Genomic DNA, 24,206 nt, shown 5'->3' on the forward strand with positions numbered 1-24,206 from the left:
TCGAGGATCTCTCATGGCCCCTCTCGACTGGGCCGCCCTGGGCGGCTACTTCCTGGTGATGCTGCTCATCGGTCTCTGGTCGCACAAGCGCGTCGGTGACGTCAGCGACTACTTCACCGGTGGCGGCCGGATGCCCTGGTGGCTGTCCGGCATCTCCCACCACATGTCCGGGTACAGCGCCGCCGTGTTCGTCGCGTACGCCGCCATCGCCTACAGCTACGGAATCACCGTCTACGTCTGGGCGTTCCTGCCGCTCGCCCTCGGTACCGGCGTCGGTGCCTGGCTGTTCGCCCCGCGCTGGAACAGGCTGCGGCAGCGGTACGCCGTCGCCTCGCCGCTGGAGTACCTCGCCAAGCGGTACAACGTCCCCACCCAGCAGGCGCTCGCGTGGAGCGGCGCCCTGCTCAAGGTCTTCGACGTCGCCGCGAAGTGGGCGTCCGTGGCGATTCTGCTCAACGTGTTCACCGGTATGTCCATGACGGCCGGCATCCTGATCACCGGCGTGGTCACCCTGCTGTACTGCACCGTCGGAGGGCTGTGGGCCGACGCGCTCACCGACTTCGGCCAGTTCATCATCCAGGGCTTCGCAGCCCTGGCCATGGTCTGGGTCGTCCTCGACAGGCTCGGCGACGGGGTGTCCGGCCTCGGCACGATCTGGCACCGGCTTCCGGAGGGGCACGGCCATCCGCTGGTCGGGCCGTACACCGCCACCTTCCTCGGCGCGTACGTCGTCGTGAAGCTCTTCGAGTACAACGGCGGCATGTGGAACCTGGCCCAGCGCTACATGGCCACCGACACCCCGAAGGCCGCCCGCCGGTCGGCCGGACTGTCCGCCGTGCTGTACGTGGTGTGGCCCGCGGTCCTGCTGTTCCCGCCGCTTGCCGCGGCCGTGCTGCTGCCGGACATCACCGAACCGCAGAAGGTCTACGCGCTGATGGCGGAGTCCTATCTGCCGGCGGGTCTGGTGGGGCTGACCCTCGCGGGGATGTTCTCGCACACGATGGCCATGGCATCCTCCGACGCCAACGCGGTCTCCGCCGTCGTGACCCGCGACATCATTCCGGCCCTCGTCCGCGGCGCCAGGAACCTGCCCCCGGCGACCGGACTGCTCATCGCCCGGGTCTGCACGGTCGTGTTCATCGGCACCAGCATGGTCGTCGCCATCGAGGCCGATCACTTCGGGGGAGTGCTGGGCATCATCGTCGGCCTGGTCGCCGCGGTGATGGGCCCGATCTCCATCCCGATGCTTCTCGGGCTGCTTCCCCTCTTCCGCCGGTGCGGTCCGAGGGCGGCGCTGTCCTCCTGGGGGCTCGGGCTGATCGGCTACGTCCTGGTGAAGTTCGTGCTCGACAGCACCGACCAGACCCTGATCATCGTCACCCCGCTGGTGACCTCGCTGGTGGTGTACGTCGTCGTCGGTCTCCTCGCCCCCGAACCCGACGCGACGGCCGACGCGATCGTCGCGGCGGTCTCTGGCCCGGACGGCGACGACGAACCCGCCGCGGCAGTGCAGCCGCAGCCCGTGGTGCCCGGCTCCGCCGGCTGACCCGGCACGGCCCACGCCCGGAGAACGGCTCCGGGCGGCCATCCACCCGATTTGTCATGAGTATGAACAAACAGGAGAGCAGCATGGACGACAACGTCCCGCAGCACACCGGCCGCAGGGCGGTGCTGGGGCTAGGACTGGGCCTCACCGCACTCACCGCGACTCCCCTCGGCTCCCTCCTCGGTCTGACGGCCCAGGCGTCCGCGAGCGGCCCGGGTCCCGAGGTCCGGCCGACCGACCCCGGCGCGTACATCTCGTTCACGTCCCGGCGTGGGAGCTTCCCCCTGGTCAGGAACGGGCGCGCGGCCCCGATCCTGGTCAGCGACCGTGACTGGGCCGGCGTCGTCCGGGTGGCCGGTGATCTGCAGAGCGACATCGAGCGCGTCACCGGCGTCCGCCCCACCCTCTCGCACGGCGCCGTGCCCAAGGGCCGCGAGATCACGATCATCGGCACCGTGGGCCGCAGCCCGCTGATCGACGGGTTGATCGCCCGCGGCAAGCTCGACGTCTCCACGATCCGCGGCAAGTGGGAAACCAGCCTCCAGACCGTCGTCGACAAGCCCCTGCCCGGCGTCGACCGGGCGTTCGTGGTCGCGGGCAGCGACCAGCGCGGCACGATCTACGGCACGTACGACGTCTCGCGCGGCATCGGTGTCTCGCCCTGGTACTGGTGGGACGACGTCACCCCCGTACAGCGCGACGAGATCCACGTGCTGCCCGGCAGGCACACCCAGGGCACCCCGGCCGTCAAGTACCGCGGCTTCTTCATCAACGACGAGAACCCGGCGCTCGGTACCTGGGCCCCGGCCTTCTTCGGCCCGGGCAAGGCCCCCGGCTTCGAGGGCGGCTTCAACGCCGACTTCTACGCCAGGATCTTCGAGGTCATGCTCCGGCTCAAGGCCAACTACCTCTGGCCGGCGGTCTGGGGCCGCGCCTTCGCCGAGGACGACCCGCTCAACCACGCCACCGCGAAGGCGTACGGAGTCGTCATGGGAACCTCGCACGAGGCCCCCATGATGCGCGGCATCGAGGAGTGGAACCGCCACGCGGTCGCCGCGGTACGCGACAGCGCCGGCACCATCACCACCCCCGGACACGACCCCTACGGCGGCACCGGTGAGTGGTCGTTCCGCCGTAACGCCGAGGCGCTCAAGGCCTACTGGGCCGACGGCATCCGCCGGATGAAGGACGAGGACTTCGAGGGCGTCGTCACCCTGGGTATGCGTGGCAACGGCGACGTCAGTCTCCCCGACGGCGACGGCGTCGAACTGATGACCGAGATCATCGCCACCCAGCGGCAGATCCTGGCCGAGGTCTCCGGCCGGGACGTCACCACGATTCCGCAGGTCTGGACGCTCTACAAGGAGGTCCAGCGCTACTGGGACCGCGGCCTTCGCGTCCCCGACGACGTCACGGTGGTCCTCACCGACGACAACTGGTCCAACATCCGCAAGCTGCCCGACCTCAAGAACGACGCCCGGGAGGGCGGGTACGGCCTCTACTACCACTTCGACTACGTCGGGGTCGGCCGCAACTACAAGTGGGTGGACACCGCCTCCCTGCCGAACATGTGGGACCAGCTCCACCAGTCCGTCGCGTACGGCAACCACGGCCTGTGGGTCACCAACGTCGGCGACCTCAAGGGGAACGAACTGCCCACGCAGTTCTTCCTCGAGTACGCATGGAACCCCGACCGGTGGACCCTGGACCGGCTGCCGGAGTGGGAGGAGCAGTACGCCCGGCAGAACTTCGGCGAGAAGCAGGCGGACGCGATCGCCTCCGTCCTGCGCGCTTACGCCCGCCTCCAGTCGCGGCGCAAGCCCGAGCTGCTCAACCGGAAGATCACCCTCGATCCGGCCAAGGACCCCGTCAAGGACGGCTCGGCGATCGTGTACGACGACGAGGCCACCCCGTTCAGCATCGTCGACTACCGCGAACTGGAGCGCGTCACCGAGGAATGGCGACGCCTGGGCGCCGAGGCCGAGCAGGTGGGGCGCAGGCTGCCGGCCTCCGCTCAGGACGCCTGGTACGAACTGGTCGGCTACGAGGTCGCGGCCACCGCCAATCTGTACGCGCTGCGCGAGGCGGAGTTCACCAACCTGCACTACGCCGCTCAGGGCAGGGCCCTCAGCAACGACCTCGCGACCGCCGCCGAGGCCCGGCTCGCCGACGACCTGGCACTTGCCGACCGTTTCAACACGCAGGTCGCGGGCGGCAAGTGGCAGGGCTTCCAGACCCAGCCGCACATCGACTACGGCGATGTGGCCCGGTACGGCCCGAACGCCCCCTGGCAGCAGCCCGAGATCAACAACGTCGCGATCAAGGACGTGCTCTTCCCGGCGGTCAAGCGCATCGACCTGCCGGCCGGCGCCGAGATGGGTGTGGCCGTCGACGGTTCGGCCGCATGGTGGCCGCACGAGCAGACCCCGGCCGTGCTGCCGGTCTTCAGCCCCTACCAGAGCCAGCCCGCCCAGTACATCGAGGTGTTCAACCGGGGGCGTGCCCCGTTCGACTACCGCGTGCGCACCGGTGTCTCCTGGCTGACCGCGGACCGCGTCCGGGGCCGGGTCGAACAGCAGGACCGGATCACCCTGCGCGTCGACTGGGCCAGGGCCCCGAAGGGGGTCACGGAGGTGCCCGTCACCGTCAGTGGGCCCGACGGGCTGGAGGTGGTCGTCAAGGCGGTCGTCGACCGTCCGGCGCTCTCCCGCTCACGCCTGGACGGCTTCGTCGAGGCCAACGGGTACGTCTCCATCGAGGCCGACCACTACAGCCGGGCGGTCGACGGCGGCGGCATCCACTGGCAGCGCATCCCGGACATCGGTCGCACCGGTGCGGGAATGGAGCCCTTCCCCGTCACCGCCCCCCGGCAGACGGCGGGCGGCGGCAGTCCGCGGCTGGAGTACCGCGTCAGCCTGTTCACCACTGGTCCGGTCACGGTCCACGCGTACCTGTCGCCGCGCAACAACCCGCTGCCGACCGACGGGCTGACGTACGCGGTCTCCTTCGACGACGCCGCGCCGCAGTCGGTGAACGTCACGAAGGGAACGGGGGCCGATGACGGCACCATGAACGCGCAGTGGGCCCGCCACACCTCCGACAACGTCAACGTCACCAGTACGGTGCACCACATCGGCGCCGCCGGAGTGCATGTGCTGAAATTCTGGATGGTCGACCCGACGGTGGTGCTGCAGAACCTGGTGGTCGACACCGGCGGCCTCAAGCCCAGCTACCTGGGCCCGCCGGAGAGCCTCCGGCTGCGCTGAGCGCCAGGGGCCGGGCCAAGGGGAGAGCAGGGCGGATGAAGAGCGGCAACGACGACACCGGTGAGCCGTCGGAGTACCTGGAGGTGACCCCCGTGGGGGAGGGGGTCGAAATCAGGGTCGGCACACGGTCGGGCGAGCTCTCGCTGAACTGCACCCCTGCCCGGGCCCGGGAACTGGCCACCGCTCTCGGCCTCGCGGCGGACGAGGCCGAGAGCGTGCGGTCGGCGGACCCGGTCACCGTCAGGGCGGACGAACTGCGCCGCGGTGACGTACGCGACGGCGATCGCGCGATGACGGTGGACTCCGTCCGGATCGACGGGTCCACCGCCCACATCACCTGGAAGTCGGGTGCCGGACGCAGCTGGAACCAGCTCTACGACGCCGACGCCCGCATCACGCTGCGGCGCCGCGGCCGGCGGCCGGGCGGCTGAGACCGGGCAAGCCGTCGTTTTCCGTGCCTGCCCCGTCGTGCGCGGCCGCAGGACGGGGCGCACCCTGGAGGGGAGCCCCCCGGAGGTGAGCGCCATGACACAGACGGCTGTCGGATGGCACATCGAGCTGGAATTCGAGGAGGACACCCACCGCACCCGCGCGGCCGCCCTGGTGCGGCTCTCCGACGGGAGCGAGGTCCGGGCCCACGGCTACGCCAGCCGCCATCCCTCCGATTCCGAACAGCCCCGCGTGGGCGAGGAGATCGCAGGTGCCCGCGCACTCAACGAACTGGCGATGAAGCTGCTGACCAAGGCCCACGACGAGATCGACGAGGCGTCCGGCCGCACGTCGTACCCACTGACCTGAAGCGCGGGGTCCGGGTTTCTCCGTTCGCCACTCTTGTACGAGAGGCGTCGTAATTTGACGGACGTCGTAGTACGGGATGTATCGTACTAGCGATCCTTCCGTACCCGGCGAAACGGAGTCCGTCGTGAGTGCCCTTTTCGAGTCCTTCACCCTGAGGTCGCTTGTCGTGCCCAACCGGGTATGGATGGCACCCATGTGCCAGTACAGCGCCGCGGAGGAGGGGCCCGAGGCGGGGGTGCCCACCGACTGGCACTTCGCGCATCTCGCCGCCCGCGCCACCGGCGGCACGGGCCTGATCCTCACCGAGGCGACGGCGGTCAGCCCCGAGGCGCGGATCAGCCCGGCCGACCTCGGCATCTGGAACGATACCCAGGTCGCGGCGTTCCGCCGGATCACGGACTTCGTCAAGGCGCAGGGCGCCGCCGTGGGAATCCAGCTGGCGCACGCCGGTCGCAAGGCCTCCACCGCGGCCCCCTGGACCGGCGGTGGCTCCGTCGGCGCCGACGCGCACGGCTGGACGCCCGTCGCGCCCAGCCCGCTGCCCTTCGACACCGGCTACCCGGTGCCGCACGAGCTGACCGTCGACGAGATCCAGGCAGTCGTCGCCGATTTCCGCGAGGCCGCGCGCCGCGCCCTCGAAGCGGGCTTCCAGGTCGCCGAGGTGCACGGCGCGCACGGCTACCTCATCGGGCAGTTCCTTTCGCCGCACAGCAACCACCGCACCGACGCGTACGGCGGCAGCTACGAGAACCGCGTCCGCTTCGCCCTCCAGGTCGTCGACGCGGTGCGGGAGGTGTGGCCCGAGGATCTCCCCGTCTTCTTCCGGATCTCCGCCACGGACTGGCTCACCGAGAACGCCGAGGATGAGCGCGAGGGCTGGACCGCGGACGAGACCGTCCGGCTGGCCGGGGAACTCCGGGCCCACGGCGTCGACCTGCTCGACGTCTCCACCGGCGGAAACGCACCCCGCGCGCGCATCACGACCGGTCCCGGCTACCAGGTTCCGTTCGCCGGGAGGGTGAAGCGGGAGACCTCGCTCCCCGTCGCTGCCGTCGGCCTCATCACCGACCCGCAGCACGCCGAGAAGATCCTCGCCGAGGGCAGCGCGGACGCCGTGCTCCTCGGGCGTGAGCTGCTGCGCAACCCGTCCTGGGCGCGGACCGCGGCGCGTGAGCTGAGCGGACAGGTGCACGCCCCCGAGCAGTACGGCTACGCGATCTGACCGCACTCCTGACGCCCTCCCCGCGGAGCCCTGCCCGCCGTCCCCCGACGGCGGGCAGGGCTCCGCGGGGAGGGCGGTTGTGCATGCGCTGTCCGGATCGCGGCATCCGTTCACCCCCCATTCACCCGGGATGACGGCCGAGGCATTCCCTCCCGTGTCACGGGGGCCTACGCTCGGCCGCGAATCGATCAACGTGCGCACGGCCGTTCCCCGGCTGCTGACAACGTTGTCCGGACTCCGGAAGGTACCGCGACATGCCCCCCAGACAGCTGACCGCGACTCGGCGCCTCGCCGCGCGAACAGCCGCCGTGGTCGTCACCGGCGCACTCGCCGCCGCGGCCCTGCCCATCGCCGCCGAGGCCGCCGCGCCCGTCACCCGCCCCACCGCCTATGTTGACCCTCTGATCGGCAGCGCCAACGGTGGCAACACCTTTCCCGGCGCCACCCTCCCGTACGGCATGATCGCCTGGTCGCCGACGAGCACCCGGGGTGACCAGACGAGCACCGGCGCCGCGAACGGTTACGAGTACGGCGCCACCCGGCTGCGCGGACTGAGCCTCACCCATGTCAACGGCGCCGGATGCAACCCCGGCGCGGCCGGGGACATCCCGATCATGCCGTTCGTCGGGGACATCACCTCGTCGCCGTCCGCCGACACCAAGGACGCCGTCTACGCAGCGGACTTCTCGCACGACGACGAGCGTGCCGTCCCGGGCCGTTACACCCTCGGCCTCGACTCCGGGGCCACAGCCGACCTCGCGGTGAGCCGTCGCGCCGGGGTTGCCGACTTCGCGTTCCCGGCCGGCAAGCCCGCCAACCTCCTCTTCCGGGTCTCCAACTCGCTCAACGGCAGCGAGGATGCCGAGGTGAAGATCGACACCGTGCACCGCAAGGTCACGGGCTCGGTGCTCACCGGTGCGTTCTGCGGCAGGCGCGCCAACGGCGGCACCAACAACCGCAAGAGCTACTACCGCCTCTACTTCAGCGCCTCCTTCGACCGCGCCTTCTCCTCCACCGGCACCTGGAAGGACGGCACGCTCGCGCCCGGCTCGACCACGGGCAGCGGAGGCGAGGGCTACGCCACGGGCGTGGACCGGGCAGGCCGCGGATCCGGCGGCTGGGTCGGCTTCGACACCACGTCCGACAACGATGTGCACATGCGGATCGGCATCTCCTACGTCAGCCAGGCCGGCGCCGAGACCAGCCTGAGGAAGGAGATCGCCCCCCGAGCGGGCGTGGACGACGTCGCGGCCGCCGCGAGCCGGGCCTGGGACCGCGAGCTCGGTTCCGTACGCACGCGCGGCGGAACCGAGGAGCAGCGCACCACCTTCTACACCGCGCTCTACCACTCCCTGATGCAGCCCAACCTGATCAGCGACACGGACGGCCGCTACCCGGGCATGGACGGCAAGCCGCACCGGATTGAACGCGGACAGGGAGCGCAGTACAGCAACTTCTCCGGCTGGGACCAGTACCGGGCCCAGATACAGCTGCTCGCCCTCCTCAAACCGGAGATCGCCGGGGACTTCGCCCAGTCGCTGTACAACTTCGCCCGGCAGAACGGCGGCGTGTGGGACCGCTGGGTGCACATCAACGGCGCCACCCACGTCATGACCGGCGACCCCACCGCGGCCACCCTTGCCACGTTCTACGCCATGGGGGTACGGAACTTCGACTACCGGGGTGCGTACGAATCGCTGGCGCGTCAGGCGACGGTTCCCGTCGACGACGGGCTCTCGGACGCGGGCTGCCCGGGTCAGTGCACCGGGCAACGGCCCAACCTGGCCCAGTACCTGGAGTCCCACTACGCGCCGCAGGATGTCTGCCACTGCTGGGGCGGCGCTGCGGAGACGCTGGAGGACGCGGTCGCCGATGCCGCGCTCGGCCGCTGGGCCGAACTGCTCGGCCGTGACGAGGAAGCCGAGGCGTTCAAGGAGCGCGGGGGCTGGTGGCGCAACGTCTACAACCCCGGAGCCACGGACGGGGCCGGTACCAACGGTTACATCCAGGCCCGTAACCTCGACGGCTCGTGGGTCACGCCGTTCAGCCCGGGCAGTGACCGGGGCTTCGCCCAGGGCACCAGTGCCACGTACACCTGGATGGTCCCGCAGGACGTACAGGGGCTCGCCGCGGTGATGGGCGGCCGGGACGTCGCGGCCCAGCGGCTGGACGGCTTCTTCCACACGGCGGACGGCGCCTGGTCGGTGAAGGGTGGCGACGCGGTGCGCTACGACCCGACGAACGAACCCGGAATCCACGCCCCTTGGCTGTACAACGCCCTCGGGCAGCCCTGGAAGACCCAGGAGACCGTCCGCGAGATCCTGAACACGGTCTACGGCACGGGTCCGCGTGGTCTGCCCGGCAATGACGACCTGGGCACCATGTCCGCCTGGTACGTCTTCTCCGCGCTGGGGCTGTACCCGCAGACCCCGGGCGGAGGCGAACTACTGCTGGGCGCCCCGCTGTTCCCGAAGGCGGTGATCGACCGGCCGCACGGCAGGGACATCACGATCTCCGCGCCGGCCGCCGATGCCACCCACGCCTATGTGGACGCGGTGTCGGTCGACGGACTCGTCCACGACCGGTCGTGGACGGACGCGAGCCTGCTCACCCGGGGCGGTTCGCTGGTGTACCGGCTGGCCTCGACGGCCAACACCTCGTGGGCCACCGCACCTTCGGGGCTGCCGCAGTAGACGCACGGAGTCCCTGCGCCGGATCGCCGCGTCCCGACGGCGGCGATCCGGCGCAGGCGGTGCGCAGGTCCGGGGCACAGATTTATATCGTTGAAAATTCTCTGTGCACGACTGTTGTTTTGCGTTTGGTGCTGTGGCTCAATGTTCGATTATGTGCTGTGCCTCACAGGTTCGAGGCACGTGAGCTCTCTCGACAGGACGACGCCTTGAGACGACAAATGCCCCGGTCCCGCGCTGTGCTCAGAACGGTGGCGTGCGCTGCCGCCCTTCTGATACCCGTCGGCGCCACTCTGGTCCCGGCCGCCGCAGCCACCCCGGCCGCGGCCGCCGGTGCCGCCTCCGCGACCACGTTCACGGCCGGCGATCCGGCCACCGCCGTCCACGGGCTGAAGGGCGAGTACTTCAGCATGTCCGCGCCCGGTGCGCGGGACTTCGCCAAGCTCGGCGGGGTCGCCCTCGACCCGCAGATCAACTTCCCCGGCCTCACCGGCACGTTCCAGTCCACCACCGGGCGGACCGAGAACACCACCGCCCGGTGGACCGGCAGCATCACGGCTCCCGAGGACGGTGACTACACCTTCTCCGCCAGCGGTGACAACGGCTTCCGGCTCTTCATCGACGGCCAGGCGGTCATCGACCACTGGGAGCCGGACTGGGACAACGAGCAGACCGGTAAGCCGGTCACGCTCAAGGCCGGCGAGCCGCACGAGTTCAAGCTGGAGATGTTCCAGGACACCGGCGGCGCCAACATGTTCCTGCGCTGGTCGAGCGCGAAGCTCGCCAAGCAGATCGTGCCCGAGTCCGCCTTCACCCCGCCTGCCGGCTTCGAGGTCTACCCCGTCGGGCTGAGCGTCTCGGACGATGGGCTCAAGCTCCAGGCGACGTTCGACGACAAGGTCAGCGACTACGCGGCGCTGAAGGACCACCTCACGATCGAGGCCGACACCTCACCGATCCCGGTGAAGTCCGTCGCCCCCGTGCCCGGGAACCCCCATGCGCTCATCGCCACCCTGACCGGGCCCGTCCTGAAGGGCCAGCAGGTCAGGGTCGCGTACGACGGCGAGGCCGGCCTCCAGGTGGGCGGCGAGGCCGTTCCGCAGATCAGCCGCAGTGCCCGCAACCTGTCCACGCACCGGCTGACCACGACCTGGGGCGACAAGGTCGACCGCAACCACCCGCTGCCCGAGTACCCCCGGCCGCAGCAGGTGCGAGACGACTGGAAGAACCTCAACGGCCCGTGGGAGTTCGCCGGCGCCGCGGCGGGCGAGCAGCCCGTCTTCGGCAGGACCCTCGGTGAGCGCATCACCGTGCCGTACCCCGTCGAGTCCCAGCTCTCCGGACTCGAGCGCCACGAAGACCACATGTTCTACCGGAAGCTCGTCACCGTTCCGAAGAACTGGTCGGTCAAGGGCGGCAAGGACAAGGGCAACCGGCTGAAGCTCAACTTCGGCGCCGTCGACTACCAGGCCCGTGTCTGGGTCAACGGCAAGCAGGTCGCCGAGCACACCGGCGGCTACACCGCCTTCAGCGCGGACATCACCGACGCGGTCAAGGGCAGCGGGCCGCAGGAAATCGTTGTCGCGGTCACCGACACCACCGGCCCCGACCAGCCCACGGGCAAGCAGTCGGCCAACCCCGGCGGAATCTTCTACACCGCCTCCTCCGGCATCTGGCAGACGGTCTGGATGGAGCCCGTCGCCCCGGCCGCGGTCGACTCCCTGACGACCACGCCGGACATCGACAAGGGCCGGCTCGCCCTGACGGTCAACTCCGAGGACGCCTCGGCCTCGGCCCGGATCACCGCCGTCGCCCGCGACAAGAAGGGCAAGGTCGTCGGCAGGATCAGCGGCCCGGCCAACCGTGAGCTGAGCCTGCCGGTGGCGAAGCAGCACCTGTGGACGCCTGACGACCCCTACCTGTACGACCTGGAGGTCACCCTCAAGGACGGCCGTTCCAAGGACACCGTGGACAGCTACTTCGGTATGCGCTCCTTCGGCGTCGCCGAGGTCGGCGGTTACCAGAAGCTGGTCCTCAACGGAAAGCCGTTCTTCTCCCTCGCCCAGCTCGACCAGGGCTTCTACCCCGACGGCCTGAACACGGCGCCCAGCGACTCCGCCCTGCTCTTCGACCTGAAGGCGCAGAAGGACCTGGGCTTCAACTCAGTCCGCAAGCACATCAAGGTCGAGCCCGCGCGCTGGTACTACCACGCCGACCAGCTGGGTCTTCTGGTGTGGCAGGACTTCGTCTCCGGCAACCTCACCAACGAGAAGGGTCACAAGGCCTTCCTCGACCAGGGGGCCGAGATGATGCGGCAGTTGCACAACTACCCGTCGATCGGTGCCTGGATCGTCTTCAACGAGGGCTGGGGCGAGTGGGACCGCACCGAGACCGGCAAGATCACCGAACAGGTCCAGGCCGCCGACCCCTCGCGCGTGGTCAACGCCCACAGCGGTGTCAACTGCTGCAACTCCAAGGGTGACTCGGGCAAGGGCGACATCATCGACCACCACGACTACAACAACACCGACCCGGCCTTCCCGGACGACAACCGTGCGGCGATGGACGGAGAGCACGGCGGCTTCACCCTGCGGAGCCCCGGACACATGTGGCCGGGCGCGCCCACCGCGATCTACAGCGGTGTCGCGGACAAGGCCGCACTGACCGCCAAGTACGTCGAGAACACGCGCACGCACTACCTTGAGGCGGCCGGCGCCGAACTCTCCGGCTCCATCTACACCCAGGTGACCGACCTGGAGAACGAGCTCAACGGGCTCTGGACGTACGACCGCCGCGAGATCAAGGTCGACGCCGCGCAGGTGCGGAAGATCAACCTGGAGGTCATCGCCGCCGGTGCGGCCGCGGGCGAGCGGGACGAGATCAAGGGCGGTAGCGCCTGGGCCCTCGACGAGAACAAGGGCACCGTAGCCGCCGACAGCGGCCCGAACCACAAGGACCTCACCCTCTCCGAGGGGGCGTCCTGGGCAGCCGGAGTGCGGGGCTCGGCACTGAAGTTCAACGGCCAGGGCCAGTACGCGCAGACCGACGGCCCGGTCGTCGACACCACCGGTGACTACACCGTGTCGGCCTGGGCGTCGCTGGACGCGCTTCCCGGCAACTACGCCACCGTCGTCAGCCAGGACGGCCGGCGCCAGGAGAACCCGTTCTATCTCCAGTACGGCCAGGGTGCGTTCGCCTTCTCCACCCCGGGCGCCCACAGGGCCCGGCTGGAGGTGAAGCCGGAGCTCGGCCGGTGGTACCACCTCGTCGGCGTTCGCAGCGGTGACGAGATCAAGCTGTACGTCGACGGCAAGCTCGCCGCGACCGCGGCAGCCGGGACCGCCGATGTCAGCACCGGCGCCCTGGCCGTGGGCCGCGCCAAGTGGTCGGGCGGGAACACCGACTTCTGGAACGGTTCAGTCGACCAGGTCGCGGTGTACGACAAGGCGCTGACTGCCGACGAGGTGAGCGCGCTGCACGACACCGAGCAGCCGTAGCCGAGGGCTTCCCGGTGAACCACTGAACCACTGAACCACTGAACCACTGCGCTGCTGCCTGCTGCCGCCCTGCGGCAGCAGGCAGCAGCATGCGCGCCCCGGCACGCCCGCAGGCCGGGGCCTGTGTGAGGATCGACGAATGGGAGAGCCGCAGATCCGTTGCCGCCGGGACGACGACGTGAAGGCATGCGTCGAGGCGCTGGCGACCGTGCACGAAGTGGACCGGTACCCGGCCGAGTGGCCGGCCGACCCGGGAGCCTGGCTGACGCCCGACGGCATGTTCGACGCCTGGGTGGCGGTGGAGGGCCAGGACATCCTGGGCCATGTGGCGCTGACCCGAACCGATGACGTCCTGGCGGCGGACGCGGGGCTCGCGCCTGCGGGCCTGGCGTCGGTGGCCAGGCTGTTCGCTACGGCATCGGCCCGTAGGCGCGGCGTGGCGGGGGCGCTGCTGGCCGCCGCGACGACGGCTGCGGCCGCCGAGGGCCTGCGGCTGGTCCTGGAGGTGGAGGACGGCGGGGCCGCCGCCATCGCCCTCTACGAACGCAGCGGATGGCGTCATGCCGGCACCCGCACCGGCAACTGGACGACGGCTGACGGACGGACGGCGCTGCTCCACACCTATGTCGCTCCGGCGGGACGGGACGCGTGAGACGGCCGACGGCCCGGACACGACGCAGTCGCGTCGCACCGGGCCGTGGCCGTGACGGGGAGCCGTACGGTCGGTTCAGGGTGCCCAGGGCGCCTCCACGGCCCAGGTGGTGTCCTCGGTGAACGTGGCCGGGTTGTCCCAGGCGTGCGTTCCGCCCGGCGTGGCCAGCCATACCTCCGAGTCGATGTGGCGCAGATAGCTGCCCGGAAGATTGGCGCTGGACAGCCGTACCCCTCCCGTACCGGCGACGGCGCACCAGGTGGCGTCCGCTCTGAACAGCGCCGATCCGTCATCGACGTCCCGCCGGACCCGGAAGTTCTGGTGCCGGAGGTACTCGCCGGGATAGTTGCGGGACTCCAGCGAATAGCAGTTGCCGTTGGCGAGGCCGGTGACGATCTTCCACGTGGCGTCGCTCTTGAGCAGCGCGCTGCTCGCGCCGTTGACGACCGCGGTGAAGGCCAGCGCGTCCTGGTGGCGCAGGTACTTGTCGGTGTACCCGGGAGTGGTGACCCGCAGGGATTTGTACTGGCCCGTGGGCAGGGTCACCGGGGGAGCGGGGTTCTTCGACGCGTTGATCAGGGCCTGGTTGGCCGCCTTCACCCGGGCCGCGTCCACTTTCACGACCTGGCGGTCGTAGGTGAGCAGGCCGTTCGTCTCGTTCTCCACGTCGGTGATCTCCGTGTAGACGGAGGCGGAAAGGCCCGCGGGCAGCTGGCCGGTACGGATGCTGTCGATCAGACCGACGAACCGGTTGTTCAGCGCGGAAACGCTCGCCTGGTCCTCGTAACTGAAGCCACCGCCGGGAAACCACTCGTGCCCCGGGACCTTGTAGCCGAGCCCGCCGAACTCTCCGAGCACGGCCGCCCGGGTCGATGTCGGCGCGGTGTTGCCGGGGCCCACGTAGATGTGGTTGTCGATCACGTCCCCGTTGCCTCCGTCCACCGACCCGCAGCAGTTGACGCCGCTCATGTTGTTCACCAGCCGAGACGGGTCGTACGCCTTCACTTCGTTGGCGATCCGCGCTTGGTCGTACTGCCCCCAGCCCTCGTTCTGGTCCACCCACATCACCAGCGAGGGCGAGCTGCGGTGCTGGTCGATGACGGCGTGGTACTCGGCCTCCCACTGGGTGCGGGCCGCCGCGGACGGGCTCTTGCCGGTGTCCATGGCCGGCATGTCCTGCCAGACCAGGAGCCCCAGCTTGTCCGCCCAGTAGAACCAGCGCTGCGGTTCGACCTTGATGTGCTTGCGGACCATGTTGAAGCCGAGGTCCCTGTGCGCCTGGAGGTCAGACTTGAGGGCCGCGTCGGTCGGCGCGGTGTAGATGCCGTCGGGCCAGTAGCCCTGGTCCAGCGTGCCGGTCTGGAAGACGAACTTCCCGTTCAGTACCGGGCGCAGGATGTTGTCCACCTTCGCCACGGCGATCGAGCGCATGCCGGCGTAACTGCCCACCGCGTCGGCGACGGCCGCCCCGTCGAGCAGCTCCGCCCTGACGTCGTACAGGAACGGGTCGTCCGGACTCCACAGCCGGGCGTTCGGAACCGGTACGGAGATCTCGGCCCCCGCGGCCCCGGTGGCGCTGCCGACCACGTTCCCACCGCTGGAGACGGTGATCCGGACGCTGCGCCCGGCTGCGGAAGCGGTCTGTGCCTTGACCCGCAGCGTGGAGTCGTTGAGGTTCGGAGTCATGTCCAGGCGGGTGATGTGGGCCGCCGCGACCGGCTCCAGCCAGACCGTCTGCCAGAGGCCGGAGGCGGCCGTGTAGAAGATGCCGCCTCCGCTGTGGGGCTGTACGTCATTGATGCGCTGCTTGCCGACGGCCTGGCCGCCGGTCTGCGTCGGATCGTAGACGGAGACGACGACCGTGTTCGTCCCGCCGTTGAGCTGCGGTGTGATGTCGTAGGCGAACGAGTCGTAGCCGCCCTTGTGTGCCCCGACCTGGGTGCCGTTGACCCAGACCGTGGTCTGCCAGTCGGACGCGCCGAAGTTGAGCTCGACCCGGCGGCCGTTCCAGCCGGCCGGCACGGTGAAGGTGCGCTTGTACCAGAGCTTGTCGTTCTCGGTGATCTTCCGCTGGATGCCCGAGAGAGCGGATTCCGCGACGAACGGCACCCGGATCTGATCGGGGAACGACGCCGGCTGCGCGGCGTCCCGGCCGGTCACCGCGAAGTCCCAGAGGCCGTTGAGATTGGCCCAGTCGGGCCGCGTCAGCTGGGGACGTGGGTACTCGGGCAGCGGCTTGTCGACCGGGACCTGGTCGGTCCACGGTGTCGTCATGGGAGAGGGCTTGGCCGCCCAGGCCGCGGCGCCGGCCGGCACCGCGCCGACTCCGGTCAGCGCGGTGGTCACCAGCGCCAGCAGTCCGGTCGTGGCGATCGCCCGTCTCCACCACGGCCCTCGGCCGGGCACACGTAAACGGTTCATCGGGTTGTCTCCTTCGATCTGGTCGGCCCCGGTACGGGGAAACTCCCCGCGCCGGGTGGCGCGGGGAGCGGTGCCAATTGACGTAGAACGGTCAGAGGAGCTGCCAGAGGTGGTCGTCGGTTCCGTTGTCGTCGAACTGGACGACGTGGGCGCTGTCGGCGGTGGACATGGTGTCGACGCCCAGGACCTTGCCGGAGTGCCGGTTGCGGATCCGGTACCAGCCGTCGCCCTCGGGGACGAGCTGCCAGAGGTGGTCGTCGGTTCCGTTGTCGTCGAACTGGACGACGTGGGCGCTGTCGGCGGTGGACATGGTGTCGACGCCCAGGACCTTGCCGGAGTGCCGGTTGCGGATCCGGTACCAGCCGTCGCCCTCGGGGACGAGCTGCCAGAGGTGGTCGTCGGTTCCGTTGTCGTCGAACTGGACGACGTGGGCGCTGTCGGCGGTGGACATGGTGTCGACGCCCAGGACCTTGCCGGAGTGCCGGTTGCGGATCCGGTACCAGCGGGCGGAGAGCCAGGGCTCCGCGTCCGGGTCGGCTGTGGGGAACGCGGTGATGCGCAGCCGCGCCGCCCCCATGGGTACGAGCGTGATCTCCTCCACCGGCTCGGTGCTGCCGGCCGGGCCGTCCTGGAGCGGAGCGACGACGTTCTCGCCGTCCGCGGTCCACTCCGGGATCCGGCGGGCCTTCGCCGTCATGGTCAGCGGGGTGCCGTCGAGCGTGAACGGGCTGGCGTCCTTCACCTGGCGGACCGCATGGTGGCGCAGCGAGGCGGCCGGCGTGCGGTCGTCGAGCACGAGCCCGTAGTTCCACGGGCCCGTGGCGTGCACCGCGTACTCCGGGAACTGGTCCGTGCCGCCGATGCGCTCGTACTCCTCACCGATCCGCAGGGAGTACGTGAGCGGGCCACGGTCCACGCTCACGGACCTGTGGTTGCGCTCCCACGTGCGGACGGTGGTCTTCTGCGGGAAGCGGAGGGTCACCCTGTCGCCGTCGGCCCAGGTGCGGTCGACGCGGGTGAAGGCGGGGCCGGCGGGGGCGTCGACCCGGCGCCCGTTGACCTGGATCTCCGGTCTGTCGCACCAGGCGGGAACCCGCAGGACCAGGGGGAAGCGCAGATTCTTCGGCGCCTTCAGGGTCAGGACGACCGTATCCGTGAACGGGTAGCCGGTCTCCTCCGTGAACGTGACCTCACTGCCGTCCGCGACCTTCGCGGTGACCTCGCAGCTCGCGTACATCGCTGCGGCGAGACCGCCGTCCGGAGTGGCGAGCCACAACTCCTCGACGAAGTAGGGCCAGCCCATGCCGTAGTTGTGCGGACAGCAGCGGTACTGGTCGACGCCCGGCAGGAACGCCTGCATGGCGAAGCCGTTCTGGAACTGCCGGCCGCTCTTGGGGACGTTGTCCAGATCGACGCTGTTGGCACTGGTGATGTAGTGGACCGCCCTGCCCGAGGGGTCGAGCGAGGCGGGCAGTGAGTTGAAGGCCAGCTCCTCGCAGCGGTCGGCCCACAGCGGGTCGCCGGTGATCCGGGTGAGCAGCTGGTGGCTGGCCATGAACTCGACGATTCCGCACGTTTCGAAGCCCTGCCGGGGATCGCCGTGCCCGGGGCGCGCGTTCTCGTCACCGGCGAAGCCTCCACCGGGGAACTGTCCGTACTGGTCCATCGCCTTGGCGTACGTCCCGTACGTGTTCCGGGTGTCGACGGCCGAACCGCTGCGCAGCGCGTACTGGGCCGGCTCGCGGAAGCCCTGCGCGATGTTCACGTTGTGCAGGTTGACCAGGTTGTCGCCCCAGTCGGCGCCGTTCGTGTGGATCTTGTCGGCGAGGTCCAGGAGGAAGGTGTCGCCGGTGCGGTTGAACAGCCAGAACACGCTGTCCAGGCCGTCGCCCCAGCGCAGGGCGATCCAGCTGGTGTTGAAGGCGCCGGGCCCCTGCGCGTTCATGTACCGGAAGAACCGGCTGAGGAAGGGGATGACACGGGTGTCGCCGGAGTACTCCTGCCAGGAGCGAAGGGCCTGCACCAGGGGCAGGAAGGGCCAGAAGTCCGGGCCGCCGTTGAGGGACGTCCGCAGCGATTTCGGGCCGAAGAATCCGTCGGACTGCTGCGTGGCGAGGATCGCGTCGAACCAGCGGCGCACCGCGGCCAGGGCCTTGGCGTCGCCGGTGACGATCGCGAGGTCGGTGTATCCGCGCAGCCAGTAGGGGACCTCCTCCCAGCCGCCGAGTTCGGGGCGTACCCAGCCGGTGGCGGTGAAGTCGAGGAAGTGCGAGAACTCCTCGTAGCGGCCGCACAACCCGTCCAGCTGGAGCTTCAGCTGCCCGGCCAGCCAGCCGCGTGCGGTGACCCGGCCGGGTGGGAGCTTGAGGAACGCGGTCGGGTGCAGTGGCGCGGCGCTGGGGGAGTAGTGGCCGCCGTGGGCAGGTTTCGCCCGGTGCTCGGCGGCGGTCGCCGTGGTGGCCCAGCGGCCGGACGCCGCCGTGGCGGCGGCGGTGGCCAGTGCGCCGGCCATGAGTTGTCTGCGGTTCAGGGGCATGAAGGAGCTCCTGCTCTCGGCCGGCCGTACGGGGCTCCGGCGCGGGGACGGCACATGACACGTGCGGGGACCGCCATGACACCCGCCGGCCCGGGGTGGAATCCGGACGCGCGCACGGCGCGGCACGCCGTCGCGACCGGAGGGGTGGCACGGCAACGTGCTTGCAACGTTGGAAAAATAGGTGTCGGCGGTATGACAGCACGGCGTCCGGCGCGTGTCCAGGGGTACGGCGGCAATGGGCGTGACGAGGGCCGCTCGCTGCCGCCGGGCAACTCCGACACATTTTGGAAACGCATCGACCCTGCTCTTGCCGCCTGCGCCGCGGCGCCTATATAACGTTGTAAACCGAGCCGCCGAGAGGCCGCGCAAGCTCTCACGACCGCAGTTCGTCCAGCTAGCGGGGTCGTGAGGAATGCAGTGACATCAGCCGCCGAGCGGCAGCCGATGCATCGTCCAGCCATGCCCGACCGCACGCCCATCGGCGTGCCGTCATCCCGCCAAGGAGCTCCCGCGCATGATCATCCAGCGCCGAACCCGTACCCTCGCCGTGGCCTGCCTCCTCGCCGCCACCGCCACGCTGGCCGCCTCCGGCTGCTCCAAGTCGGAGAGCTCGGACACCGCGACCACCGACAGCAGCCAGGGCGCGCAGGCGGCCAAAACCCCGGAGTCCTCCTCCGGTTCGGGCTGCTCGCTGCAGACCTACGGTGCGCCGAAGCTGGACCTGAAGAACGCCGTGGTCGGCTTCTCCCAGTCGGAGAAGGAGGCCAACCCGTTCCGGATCGCCGAGACCCAGTCCATCAAGGACGAGGCCAAGAAGGTCGGCGTCAAGAAGCTGCTCACCACCAACGCCCAGTCGCAGCTGTCCAAGCAGATCAGCGACATCCAGGACATGCTGTCCCAGGGCGCCCAGTTCCTCATCGTCGCCCCGCTGAACTCCGACGGCCTGGAGCCGGCGCTGAAGGCGGCGGCCGCCAAGAAGGTCCCCGTCCTCACCATCGACCGCAAGGTCAACTCCACGGCCTGCAAGGACTACGTGGCGTTCCTCGGCTCCGACTTCGTGGAGCAGGGCAAGCGCGCCGCCGACGCGATGATCAAGACGACCGGTGGCAAGGGCAAGGTCGCCATCCTCCTCGGCGCCTCGGGCAACAACGTCACCACGGACCGCACCAAGGGCTTCGTCGACCAGCTCAAGGCCGAGGCCCCCGGCCTGGAGATAGTCGCCCAGCAGACCGGTGAGTTCGCCCGCGACAAGGGCCAGCAGGTCATGGAGCAGCTCATCCAGTCCAAGCCCGACATCACCGCCGTCTACGCGGAGAACGACGAGATGGGCCTCGGCGCCGTCACGGCACTGAAGGCCGCAGGCAAGAAGCCCGGCAAGGACGTCAAGATAGTCTCCGTCGACGGCACCCGCAATGCCGTTCAGGCCCTGGTCAACGGCGAGTACAACGCCGTCATCGAGTCGAACCCGCGCTTCGGTCCGCTGGCCTTCGCGACCGCCCAGAAGTTCTACGGCGGCGAGGAGATCCCGGAGAACGTCATCATCACCGACCGCGCCTACGACGAGTCCAACGCCAAGGCCTCGCTCGGCGGCGCGTTCTGACCGAGTCCGGCCCCGCCTGCCCGGATCGCCGGCAGGCGGCCCGCCGGCCGGCACCGGCCCCGTACTGATCCGTACGCGGCCCGGGACCGTACCGAACTGCCGGACCCCCGCCGCCGTGACGCCGCCACCCGTCACGGCGGCCCCCGGGCCCCCACCCTTGGAAGAGCGGAAGGCCAAGAACAGCCATGGCACCACCCGAAGCACTACCGCAGCCGCCGCAGCCGGCCGCCGACGCGAAGGAGGCATCCGCGCCGGGAGCCGACGCGTCACCGGGCCCCGCGCGCGCCGCGGCCGAGTCGCCGGACTCCGCGACGGCCGAGGCCGTCCTCGAAGCCCGGTCGGTGAGCAAGCGTTTCCCGGGCGTCGTCGCGCTCGACGACGTCTCCTTCTCCCTGCGCGCCGGGGAGACCCACGCGCTCGTGGGAGAGAACGGGGCCGGGAAGTCCACCCTGATCAAGGTGCTGACCGGCGTCTACCGGCCCGACGAGGGCGAACTGCGGCTCGCCGGTGAACGAATCGCCTTCGCCCGGCCGTTCGAGGCCCAGCAGGCCGGCATCTCCACGATCTACCAGGAGGTGAACCTCGTCCCGCTGATGAGCGTGGCGCGCAACATCTTCCTCGGCCGGGAGCCCAAGAACAGGCTCGGCCTGATCGACTTCTCCCGCATGCACCGCGAGACGACCGAACTGCTCGAAGGCTTCGGCGTACGCGTCGACCCGAAGAGGCCCCTGCACACCCTCGGGATCGGCACCCAGCAGATGGTCGCCCTGGCACGCGCCGTCTCGGTCAACGCCCAGGTCGTCATCATGGACGAGCCCACCTCCTCGCTGGAGCCCCGCGAGGTCGAGACCCTCTTCCGGGTCATCGAGGACCTGCGCGCACGCGGCATCGCCGTGCTCTACGTCAGCCATCGCATGGACGAGCTCTACCGGATCTGCGACCGGGTCACCGTGCTCCGCGACGGTCGGCACATCCACACCGGTGACCTCGCCGACCTCGACCGCATGCAACTCGTCTCGATGATGCTGGGCCGCGACATGGCCGAGGTGCGCCGCTCGGGCCTCACCAACTTCGCCTCCGAAGGCCACGACGCCTCCCGCACCCCCGTACTCACCGCGACCGGCCTCTCCCGTGATCATCAACTCCACGACATCTCCCTGTCGTTGTACGCGGGCGAGGTGCTCGGCCTCGGCGGACTCCTCGGCTCCGGCCGCAGTGAGACCGCGAAGGCCCTGGCCGGCGCCCTCGCGCTGGACTCCGGCGAACTGAGCATCGGCGGACGCACCCTGCGCCGCCTCACCTCCGCCGGCGCCATCAGGGCGGGCATCAGCCTGCTGCCCGAGGACCGCAAGGCCGAAGGCATCGTGCCCGGCCTCTCGGTCCGCGAGAACATCGTGCTGGCCGCGATGCCCCGCCTCTCCCGTGCCGGCATCGTCTCCCGTGCCAAGCAGGACCGCATCGTCGACATCTTCATGAAGAGGCTGCGGATCAAGGCCGCGAGCCCCGAGCAGAAGGTCGGCGAACTCTCCGGCGGCAACCAGCAGAAGGTCCTGCTGGCCCGCTGGCTCTGCCTGGAGCCCAAGGTCCTGCTGCTCGACGAGCCCACCCGGGGCATCGACGTCGGCGCCAAGGCCGAGGTCCAGAGCCTCATCGACGACCTCGCCCGCGAAGGCCTCGCCGTCCTGCTCATCTCCTCCGACATCGAGGAACTCATCGAGGGCGCCGACCGCATCGTCGTCCTGCGCGGTGGCGCGGTGGCGGGTGAACTGTCCGGCGACGAGGTGGCCGAGAGTCATCTGCTCGAAGTGCTCGCCGACCACTCACCGGCGCCCGCGGGCAACGCCCCGGCCGCCAAGGAGGACCCCCGATGACCCAGGCCGCCCTCACCACCCCCGCAGCCAGGCCGTTCGCCCGGCTGCGCGACCCCGCCTGGTACCAGGAATACGGCGTCTATCTCGCCGTCGCGGTCGTCCTCCTCTTCAACGCCCTGTTCACCGAGCACTTCATGACCGCGGACAACCTCCGCACCCAGCTCGTGCAGGTCGCCCCCATCGTCATCGTCGCCCTCGGCATGGCGCTCGTGATCGGCACCGAGGGCGTCGACCTCTCCGTCGGCTCGACCATGGCGCTGGCCACCGCGCTGCTGCCGCTCTACCTCGGCTACGGACTGGTGCCCGCCCTCGTCATGGCGCTGCTGGCCGGCGCAGTCCTCGGAGCGGTCAACGGCTCACTGGTCTCGCTCGTCGGGCTGCAGCCGATCGTCGCCACCCTCGCCCTGTTCGTCGGCGGGCGCGGCCTGGCCCTGGTCATGGCGGACGGCCAGCTCAAGCAGATCGTCAACCCCGACCTGCTGTCGCTCGGTACCGGCTCGTTCCTCGGCATCCCGCTGGTCGTGCTCATCGCCGCAGTCCTCGCCGTCGCGGTCGCCTTCCTCGTCCAGCGCACCACCTTCGGCCGCCAGGTCGTCGCCATCGGCGGCAACCGGTCCGCGGCAGCCCTCGCCGGACTTCCCGTTCGGCGCGTGCTCATCGGTGTGTACGTGCTCTGCGGCGTCCTGGCCGCCCTCGCGGGCATTCTCGCGACGGCCCGGCTCACCGCCAGCGACCCCTCCTCGCTGGGCACCCTCATGGAACTCTCCGCCATCACGGCGGTCGTCGTCGGGGGCACCCCGCTCAACGGCGGTTCCATCCGGGTCCTGGGCACGGTCGCCGGTGCCCTGCTGATGCAGCTGCTGCGCGCCACCCTCGTCAAGCACGACCTGCCCGACTCCACCGCACAGATCGCCCAGGCGGCCATCATCATCGCCGCCGTCTACGTCGCCCGGGAGCGTCGGTCCCGATGAACGAAACCTCACCCGCCCCCGTGGCCCAGGCCCCGGTACCGCTCAAGACACCCGCAGCGGCCGGCGGCAGCGCCTCCCGCCCCGCGGCCGGGCAGCGCATCGCCGAACTCCTCCAGCGTCAAGGCGTACTCGCGGTCCTGCTCACGGTCGTGATCGTCGCGTCCTTCATCTACCCGACGTTCGCCACGCTCGACAACGCCCGCGGCGTGACCATCCAGGCGTCGTTCCTCGCCGTGGTCGCCCTCGGCATGACCATGGTCATCATCACGGGCGGCATCGACCTGTCCGTGGGGTCCGTCTTCGCGCTGGGCGGCGTGCTCGCCGCCTGGGCCTCCCAATGGGGCTTCCTCACGGCCTTGTTCGTGCCGCTTGTGGTGTGCGGTGCGATCGGACTGCTCAACGGCCTCCTCGTGGCCCGCGCCGGAATGGCACCCTTCATCGTCACGCTCGCCACCCTGCTGGGGGCGCGCGGCCTGCTCCTCGCCTTCACCGACGAGGGCGCCACGACCTATCTCGTCCCCAAGGGCTCGGCCTTCGCCGACCTCGGCCAGGGCAGTGTCTGGGGCTTCGGCTACCCGATCCTGATCGCCCTGGTGCTGTTCGGCATCGGCGGACTGCTCCTCCAGCGCACCTCGTTCGGGCAGACGCTCTTCGCGGTCGGCGGCAGCAGCGACGCGGCCACGCTGATGGGGCTGCCCGTGGCTCGTACCAAGATCCTCGTCTACTCGCTCAGCGGACTCCTGGCCGGACTCGCCGGTGCGCTCAACGCCGCCAGGCTCTCGTCCGGCGTCACCATCGTCGGCGTGGGCATGGAGCTCGACGCGATCTCCGCCGTCGTCATCGGGGGCACGCTCCTGATCGGCGGCGCCGGATCGATCAGCGGCACGCTCTGGGGCGTACTGCTTCTGGCCGTCATCCAGAATCTGATCAACCAGATCGGCTCGCTGAACTCCTCGTACCAGTCGGTCGTCAGCGGTGGGTTCCTTATCGTTGTCGTCGTGGCCCAGCGCTATCTGGCGCGCAGCCGCAGAACCACCTGAACCGGTGCCGGGGCCAGCGGTCCCGGCACCGTGCGAGCCGAGCCGGCGGAGCCGGGCCACCACGCGCCAAGCGTGACAAGTCGATTCAGGGAGTGC

The 24,206-nt window shown here is 70.0% G+C and carries 14 protein-coding genes; 12 read left to right on the forward strand and 2 right to left on the reverse strand.

Annotation, left to right across the window (positions count from 1 at the left end; translation table 11 throughout):
* The first annotated feature begins 13 nt into the window (after positions 1–13).
* The 8 genes from OG538_RS32910 (at position 14) to OG538_RS32945 (ending at position 13,671) form a co-directional block, all read left to right on the forward strand.
* A complete protein-coding gene (locus tag OG538_RS32910; protein ID WP_406099167.1) occupies positions 14–1,546 on the forward strand; it encodes a sodium:solute symporter family protein in 1,533 nt (510 codons plus the stop codon).
* A gap of 83 nt (positions 1,547–1,629) precedes the next feature.
* Positions 1,630–4,812, forward strand: a complete 3,183-nt coding sequence (locus OG538_RS32915; RefSeq protein WP_406099168.1) for a glycosyl hydrolase 115 family protein — start codon at positions 1,630–1,632, stop codon at positions 4,810–4,812.
* A gap of 35 nt (positions 4,813–4,847) precedes the next feature.
* Positions 4,848–5,243 (forward strand): hypothetical protein, encoded by a 396-nt coding sequence (locus OG538_RS32920; protein WP_406099169.1) that lies wholly within the window; start codon positions 4,848–4,850, stop codon positions 5,241–5,243.
* A 94-nt stretch (positions 5,244–5,337) separates the two neighbouring features.
* Positions 5,338–5,610 (forward strand): DUF1876 domain-containing protein, encoded by a 273-nt coding sequence (locus OG538_RS32925; RefSeq protein WP_219572999.1) that lies wholly within the window; start codon positions 5,338–5,340, stop codon positions 5,608–5,610.
* A 124-nt stretch (positions 5,611–5,734) separates the two neighbouring features.
* Positions 5,735–6,832 (forward strand): NADH:flavin oxidoreductase/NADH oxidase, encoded by a 1,098-nt coding sequence (locus tag OG538_RS32930; RefSeq protein WP_406099170.1) that lies wholly within the window; start codon positions 5,735–5,737, stop codon positions 6,830–6,832.
* Positions 6,833–7,086: 254 nt separating this feature from the next.
* Entirely contained in the window at positions 7,087–9,525 is a 2,439-nt protein-coding gene (locus tag OG538_RS32935) for a GH92 family glycosyl hydrolase (protein ID WP_406099171.1), read from the forward strand.
* Positions 9,526–9,743: 218 nt separating this feature from the next.
* The gene (locus tag OG538_RS32940; protein WP_406099172.1) at positions 9,744–13,019 is read left to right on the forward strand and encodes a LamG-like jellyroll fold domain-containing protein; all 3,276 of its coding nucleotides are present in this window, start codon (positions 9,744–9,746) and stop codon (positions 13,017–13,019) included.
* Between the two features lie 139 nt (positions 13,020–13,158).
* Complete coding sequence (locus OG538_RS32945) at positions 13,159–13,671, forward strand: GNAT family N-acetyltransferase (protein WP_406099173.1); 513 nt, start codon at positions 13,159–13,161, stop codon at positions 13,669–13,671.
* A 75-nt stretch (positions 13,672–13,746) separates the two neighbouring features.
* Here OG538_RS32945 and OG538_RS32950 read toward each other — a convergent pair whose 3' ends face one another.
* Both OG538_RS32950 and OG538_RS32955 read right to left on the reverse strand, forming a co-directional pair.
* Positions 13,747–16,092, reverse strand: a complete 2,346-nt coding sequence (locus tag OG538_RS32950) for an AbfB domain-containing protein (RefSeq protein WP_406099174.1) — start codon at positions 16,090–16,092, stop codon at positions 13,747–13,749.
* A gap of 91 nt (positions 16,093–16,183) precedes the next feature.
* Positions 16,184–18,628 (reverse strand): RICIN domain-containing protein, encoded by a 2,445-nt coding sequence (locus OG538_RS32955; RefSeq protein WP_406099175.1) that lies wholly within the window; start codon positions 18,626–18,628, stop codon positions 16,184–16,186.
* Between the two features lie 514 nt (positions 18,629–19,142).
* Here OG538_RS32955 and OG538_RS32960 point away from each other — a divergent pair.
* The 4 genes from OG538_RS32960 (at position 19,143) to OG538_RS32975 (ending at position 24,110) form a co-directional block, all read left to right on the forward strand.
* Complete coding sequence (locus tag OG538_RS32960) at positions 19,143–20,228, forward strand: ABC transporter substrate-binding protein (RefSeq protein WP_406099176.1); 1,086 nt, start codon at positions 19,143–19,145, stop codon at positions 20,226–20,228.
* A 185-nt stretch (positions 20,229–20,413) separates the two neighbouring features.
* On the forward strand, positions 20,414–22,099 hold the full coding sequence (locus tag OG538_RS32965) for a sugar ABC transporter ATP-binding protein (RefSeq protein ID WP_406099177.1): 1,686 nt from the start codon (positions 20,414–20,416) through the stop codon (positions 22,097–22,099).
* Positions 22,096–23,070: an ABC transporter permease gene (locus OG538_RS32970; RefSeq protein ID WP_406099178.1), complete on the forward strand. Its 975-nt coding sequence runs from the start codon at positions 22,096–22,098 to the stop codon at positions 23,068–23,070. Before OG538_RS32965 ends, OG538_RS32970 begins: the two co-directional genes overlap by 4 nt.
* Positions 23,067–24,110 carry an ABC transporter permease gene (locus OG538_RS32975; RefSeq protein ID WP_406099179.1) on the forward strand — a complete coding sequence of 348 codons (1,044 nt, stop codon included), beginning with the start codon at positions 23,067–23,069 and terminating at the stop codon, positions 24,108–24,110. The genes OG538_RS32970 and OG538_RS32975 overlap by 4 nt, the downstream gene beginning before the upstream one ends.
* Positions 24,111–24,206: the final 96 nt, after the last annotated feature.

It is taken from the genome of Streptomyces sp. NBC_01013, from assembly GCF_045162765.1.
Classification (GTDB): domain Bacteria; phylum Actinomycetota; class Actinomycetes; order Streptomycetales; family Streptomycetaceae; genus Streptomyces.

What these genes read in the sequence shown, in the direction of transcription:
- OG538_RS32910 (WP_406099167.1), top strand. Translation starts at nt 14, where the DNA reads ATGGCCCCTCTCGACTGGGCCGCCCTGGGCGGCTACTTCCTGGTGATG.
- OG538_RS32915 (WP_406099168.1), top strand. Translation starts at nt 1,630, where the DNA reads ATGGACGACAACGTCCCGCAGCACACCGGCCGCAGGGCGGTGCTGGGG.
- OG538_RS32920 (WP_406099169.1), top strand. Translation starts at nt 4,848, where the DNA reads ATGAAGAGCGGCAACGACGACACCGGTGAGCCGTCGGAGTACCTGGAG.
- OG538_RS32925 (WP_219572999.1), top strand. Translation starts at nt 5,338, where the DNA reads ATGACACAGACGGCTGTCGGATGGCACATCGAGCTGGAATTCGAGGAG.
- OG538_RS32935 (WP_406099171.1), top strand. Translation starts at nt 7,087, where the DNA reads ATGCCCCCCAGACAGCTGACCGCGACTCGGCGCCTCGCCGCGCGAACA.
- OG538_RS32940 (WP_406099172.1), top strand. Translation starts at nt 9,744, where the DNA reads ATGCCCCGGTCCCGCGCTGTGCTCAGAACGGTGGCGTGCGCTGCCGCC.
- OG538_RS32945 (WP_406099173.1), top strand. Translation starts at nt 13,159, where the DNA reads ATGGGAGAGCCGCAGATCCGTTGCCGCCGGGACGACGACGTGAAGGCA.
- OG538_RS32950 (WP_406099174.1), bottom strand. Translation starts at nt 16,092, where the DNA reads ATGAACCGTTTACGTGTGCCCGGCCGAGGGCCGTGGTGGAGACGGGCG.
- OG538_RS32955 (WP_406099175.1), bottom strand. Translation starts at nt 18,628, where the DNA reads ATGCCCCTGAACCGCAGACAACTCATGGCCGGCGCACTGGCCACCGCC.
- OG538_RS32960 (WP_406099176.1), top strand. Translation starts at nt 19,143, where the DNA reads ATGATCATCCAGCGCCGAACCCGTACCCTCGCCGTGGCCTGCCTCCTC.
- OG538_RS32965 (WP_406099177.1), top strand. Translation starts at nt 20,414, where the DNA reads ATGGCACCACCCGAAGCACTACCGCAGCCGCCGCAGCCGGCCGCCGAC.
- OG538_RS32970 (WP_406099178.1), top strand. Translation starts at nt 22,096, where the DNA reads ATGACCCAGGCCGCCCTCACCACCCCCGCAGCCAGGCCGTTCGCCCGG.
- OG538_RS32975 (WP_406099179.1), top strand. Translation starts at nt 23,067, where the DNA reads ATGAACGAAACCTCACCCGCCCCCGTGGCCCAGGCCCCGGTACCGCTC.